This is a genomic window from Chitinophaga sp., from assembly GCF_035564935.1.
Lineage (GTDB): Bacteria > Bacteroidota > Bacteroidia > Chitinophagales > Chitinophagaceae > Chitinophaga.
Genome location: NZ_DATMTE010000695.1, coordinates 1 through 4,911 on the forward strand (window position 1 = coordinate 1; position 4,911 = coordinate 4,911).

The following is a 4,911-nucleotide window of genomic DNA, read 5'->3' on the forward strand; positions in this document are numbered from 1 at the left end:
CTGGGTAAACCCGCCAGTTATAAGAAATTTGTGGATGAAATGGAAAGAGTAATCCCGGGAGTTAAAATAGCAGTTACCTAAGATCCTGAAAACATTTTATCTTTATTCAAGCATACGGAGCCGGAAAGCCTGGCTTTCCAACTAAAGTAGGTATGCTTGTCATGTATGCCGCTGCTGAGTACTTGCAATTTCTTTTTACTGAGAATACCACTATTGTCATATGAAGAAGTGTTACAACTGCATCGTAACACCTCCAATGACCAGGACGCGTTTGTGTCCGCCCTCCGGGAAATATATTCCCGCCCGTTATTACAGGAAGCTGTTTTCCTTGCCAGCCCGGAACTGTATACAGAAATGATGAAATGGCTGCCTGCAGGGGATAATTCCCTGAAACTACCGCTTGCCCTCTATCGTTATTTGTTGAGAATGAGTACCCGCTGCACACCTTTTGGCTTATTCGCAGGTTGCTGTACAGGGTATATCCACGCGGGTGCAACGCAGTTGCCGGCCCCGGCCTTACGGCAACAACAACCGGTAGCCCGGCTGGATATGGCATATTTATCCGAACTGATGGGGGAATTGACCCGGTTACCGGACATCGGTAGCCAATTGCTCTATTTCCCCAATAATAGTTTGTACCGTTCCGGTGATGGATACCGGTATTTTGAATACCAGCTGCGCGATAAAAGGCGGCATTACTTTCTCAGCGCTTTTTCACAGAATGATTATACGGCGGCGCTGCTGGCAGCCGCCCGCCATGGAACAAACCTCTCCGTGCTAACAGCGGTATTAACAAACATGGATATCCCGGATATAGAAGCCCGGGCTTTTATCGAAACCCTGATCCACAACCAGATACTGGTAGCGGAGTTATCGCCGCAAATTACCGGTGGCGACAACCTGGATAAGCTGATCTGCAGCCTGCAGGCCCAGAACCCCGTACCAGACTACGTTCGGGCGTTACAGCAGGTACAGCGGCTTTTACAGCAGTTCCCCGGCGGCGTAAGCAAATACCAGGAAGTAATTCATATACTGGCCTCGCAGTTTCCCGCTGTAAGTACTAAAGATCCCATACAGGTGGATCTTTTTTTCCGGCCGGGCCCCGTTCGCCTGGCTGAAACCGTTACCGGTACCCTGCTGCAACGGCTGGAACGTTTGCGGGTGTTCAGCAGTTCAGGCGCCGGCGGCGACCTGCAGCAGTTTAAGGACCGGTTCCTCCAACAGTACGACCAGCGGGAAATCCCCCTCATGATGGCGCTGGATAGTGAATCAGGCATTGGTTACGGTATAGCAGCGGGGGAATACGCCAGTTATACCCCCCTTATTGACGACCTCATAATGCCGGCAGGGAGGAAAAAAGATACCGTTAACTGGAACGACCAAACGAAGTTTGTACTAAAACATTTTCTCAGGTCCCGGGCATTGCAGGCAGCAGTCATTTCGCTGACGGATGCGGACCTGGATGAACTGGTAGCGGATACAAACAAACCGGAGTTACCCCCCTTTCTTTGCCTTATGGGCTCGCTGATGGCTGATGGAGCTGATGCCCTGGATAACGGCCACTTCAATTTTTTACTGAAAGCCTGTCATGGACCCAATGCCCTGGCCCTGATGGGACGGTTTGCCGCCGGCAACCCGGAACTCGAAAGCCTGTTGCGTGATTTTACACGGAAGGAACAGCTATTGGAGAAAAACAGGTTGCTGGCAGAAATTGTGCATTTGCCGGAAGGCCGTACGGGGAATGTATTACTACGGCCAGCCCTGTACGATTATGAAATACCCTTCCTGGGGAAAAGCAGTGTACCGGAAGATTTCCAGTTGCCGGTAAGCGATCTGATGGTAAGTGTGCGAAACAACAGGGTGGTACTGCGTTCGCAGCGATGGCAGAAAGAAGTGGTACCCCGGCTTACCAGCGCTCATAACTTTACCCGTGGGCTATCGGCCTATAAATTTCTGTGCGATCTGCAACAGCAGGAGGCCTTTTCCATACAATGGAACTGGGGAATTTTACAGGAAGAACCTTTTCTGCCCAGGGTAGTGTATCACCAGGTGATCCTGGAAAGGGCCAGGTGGTATGTAACCCGTGAAGCCTTTGAATCACTGCTGGCATCCCATCCGGCCGATGAGGCATTGCTGCTTTTAAAAGCACAACATCAGCTGCCCGCGCATGTGCAGCTATCTGAAGGAGACAACGACCTGTTGATAGATTTCGGCAGCGCTTTTGGCCGTATGTTGCTGGCCGATAAACTGAAGAAAGGAAATGTAATATTATACGAATGCCTGTTTAATGAAACCACCCGCCTGCCGGCAAATGAACAAGGCGCTTTCTGTAACGAAATTATTATACCGCTTTGTAATGACGCCTGGCAGCCGCCTGCCGGTTTAGCGGCAGTGCCATCTGCCCCAAATCTGCAACGCAGTTTTGCACCCGGCAGCGAATGGATGTATATCAAAATATACTGCGGCCCCAAATGGATGGATAAGCTGCTGCTGAAAATATTACAGCCATTGACCCTGGAACTGCTATCGTCCGGGATAACAGACCGTTGGTTCTTCACCAGGTACCAGGATCCGGATCATCATATACGGCTCCGCTTTCATCTTCCGCAATACGGTGAGCACAGCAGTATAGTGATGCAGCGGGCAGAAGAAATCTTACATCCTTATCTTAATAACGACATCGTACGGAAAATACAACTGGATACTTATGTACGTGAGCTGGAACGTTACAGCCCGGCTTTAATGGAACATAGCGAAGCTTTCTTTTTTCACGACAGTGAAGCGGTGCTGCAACTGCTGCAAACCATTGGTGGCGCGGAAAACCAGGAGCGCTGGCTGCTGGCATTAAAAGGGGCCGATGAGTTACTGAACGGTTTCGGCTATACGCCAATAATGAAAATGAAATTATTACAGCAGTTGCAGCAACAGTTCTTTGCAGAGCATCATGGAGATGCCGCACTGCTACTGCAGTTAAACAATAAATACCGTACACACAAGAAACTGATCAACGCTGCATTGCTGGATAACGCACACGATTATACGTTGCCGCATGGCGCACGGGAAGTATTTACGAAGCGCGCTGCGGCATGGAAGGATATTATACAGGACCTGCAAACTATACAGCCGAACGCAGTAACGGAATTACCGCCGCATTACCTGCATATGTTCCTGAACCGGATGTTTACGGCCAACGCGCGTTTGCATGAGCTGGTAATTTATCACTACCTGATGAAATTTTACGTATCCCTGGTTGCCAGGAGTTAGCGCCATTCATCCATAAATTACGGAATCCATAAAAACCTTATTATTTTTACAGGGTAAGTTTAAATATCCCCTCATCAATCATTGTAAATAAAAGATCATGAAAACAAGAATAGTTCTCCTGGGATGTTTGTCCGTGATGACCCTGTTATCTGTTCGCAGCCTGGGCAATAACGGGGACAGCAGTGCCATTCGCCGTACAGCGGCAGATCCTGGCAATGCAGGACTGAAACTGCCTGCCGGCTTTAAGGCCGCTGCAATAGCAGAAAACCTGGGCGCCGCCCGTCATATAGCGGTAACACCGCTGGGAGACGTCTATGTAAAAATCCAGACTTCAAAACCGGGAAAAGCCATTGCGGTTATACATGGAAAGGACATAAAAACCTTTGGTACTTACCGGGGAACGGGCATGGTGATTAAAGACAAATACCTGTATGCCTCCTCTGATGAGGAAGTGTATCGCTATGCACTGAATGATAAATTTGAAGTGATCAATCCCGATCAGCCGGAGAAGATCGTAACCGGGCTGATTAACCGTCACCAGCACGAATCCAAATCTTTAACGCTTGATAACGAAGGCAATATTTATGTGAACATCGGGGCTTATTCCAATTCCTGCCAGGTGCAGGACCGGGCCAAAGGGTCCAAAGGAATAGAAGGATGTCCTGTCCGGGATTCCGCTGCAGGGATCTGGCAGTTCCGGGCTGATAAACAAAACCAGACATATGGCGATGGTACCCGTTATGCTACCGGACTCCGTAACGTGGTGGGACTCGACTGGAACACGGCGGATAACCAGCTGTTTGTAATGCAGCACGGGAGAGATGGCCTGTTTGATATGTTTCCTGAATACTACAGCCTGCAACAGGGCAACGAATTGCCTGCAGAATGTATGTATGCCCTGAAGAAAGGAGACGATGCGGGCTGGCCTTATATTTATTACGATGGACAGCAGCATAAGAAAATACTGGCCCCTGAATATGGGGGCGACGGAAAGAAAACCGGCGGGGAAAATGCGATTGACCCTGTGGTGGCATTTCCTGCACACATGGCGCCTAACGGTTTATTATTTTATACCGGCAGCCAGTTTCCTGCAAAGTATAAGAACGGCGCCTTTATTGCCTTTCATGGTTCCTGGAACCGCCAGAAAGGACAAAAAGGTTATTTCGTAGCCTTTGTTCCGTTTAAAGACGGTAAACCATCCGGCGAATGGGAAATTTTTGCAGATGATTTTGCCGGTGTGCCGGATATCCAGTCGCCGGGCCAGGCAAAGCATCGCCCCTGCGGACTGGCACAGGGCCCTGATGGTTCCCTGTATGTAACAGACGATGTGAAAGGAACCGTTTATAAGATCACCTACAGTGGTAAATAATGATATTGTATGAAGAAGATCATTTTAACAGGTGTTGCACTCAGTGCAGCACTTTCTTTTTTATCTGCCCAGACAAAAAAGCCCAATGCCGGCGCAGCCATCGCCAGGGGGAAAAAGGTGTATGAACAGTATTGCCTTACCTGCCACCAGGTAGATGGCAGCGGCGTTCCGCATTTAAATCCCCCGTTGATCAAAACCTCTTTTGTACTTGGCGATAAACCCGCATTGGTACAGGTGATATTAAAAGGAAGGCAGTCGTCTGTTCCGATAGACGATGA

At 49.2% G+C, this 4,911-nt stretch carries 3 protein-coding genes; all 3 read left to right on the forward strand.

Annotated features, from left to right (window positions below):
- Nucleotides 1–228 precede the first annotated feature (228 nt).
- Nucleotides 229–3,264 carry a lantibiotic dehydratase gene (locus VN105_RS17960; protein WP_325642908.1) on the forward strand — a complete coding sequence of 1,012 codons (3,036 nt, stop codon included), beginning with the start codon at nucleotides 229–231 and terminating at the stop codon, nucleotides 3,262–3,264.
- Nucleotides 3,265–3,361: 97 nt separating this feature from the next.
- Entirely contained in the window at nucleotides 3,362–4,633 is a 1,272-nt protein-coding gene (locus tag VN105_RS17965) for a PQQ-dependent sugar dehydrogenase (protein WP_325642909.1), read from the forward strand.
- 9 nt (nucleotides 4,634–4,642) lie between these two features.
- A partial coding sequence (locus tag VN105_RS17970; protein ID WP_325642910.1) for a c-type cytochrome occupies nucleotides 4,643–4,911 on the forward strand: 269 nt, incomplete at its 3' end.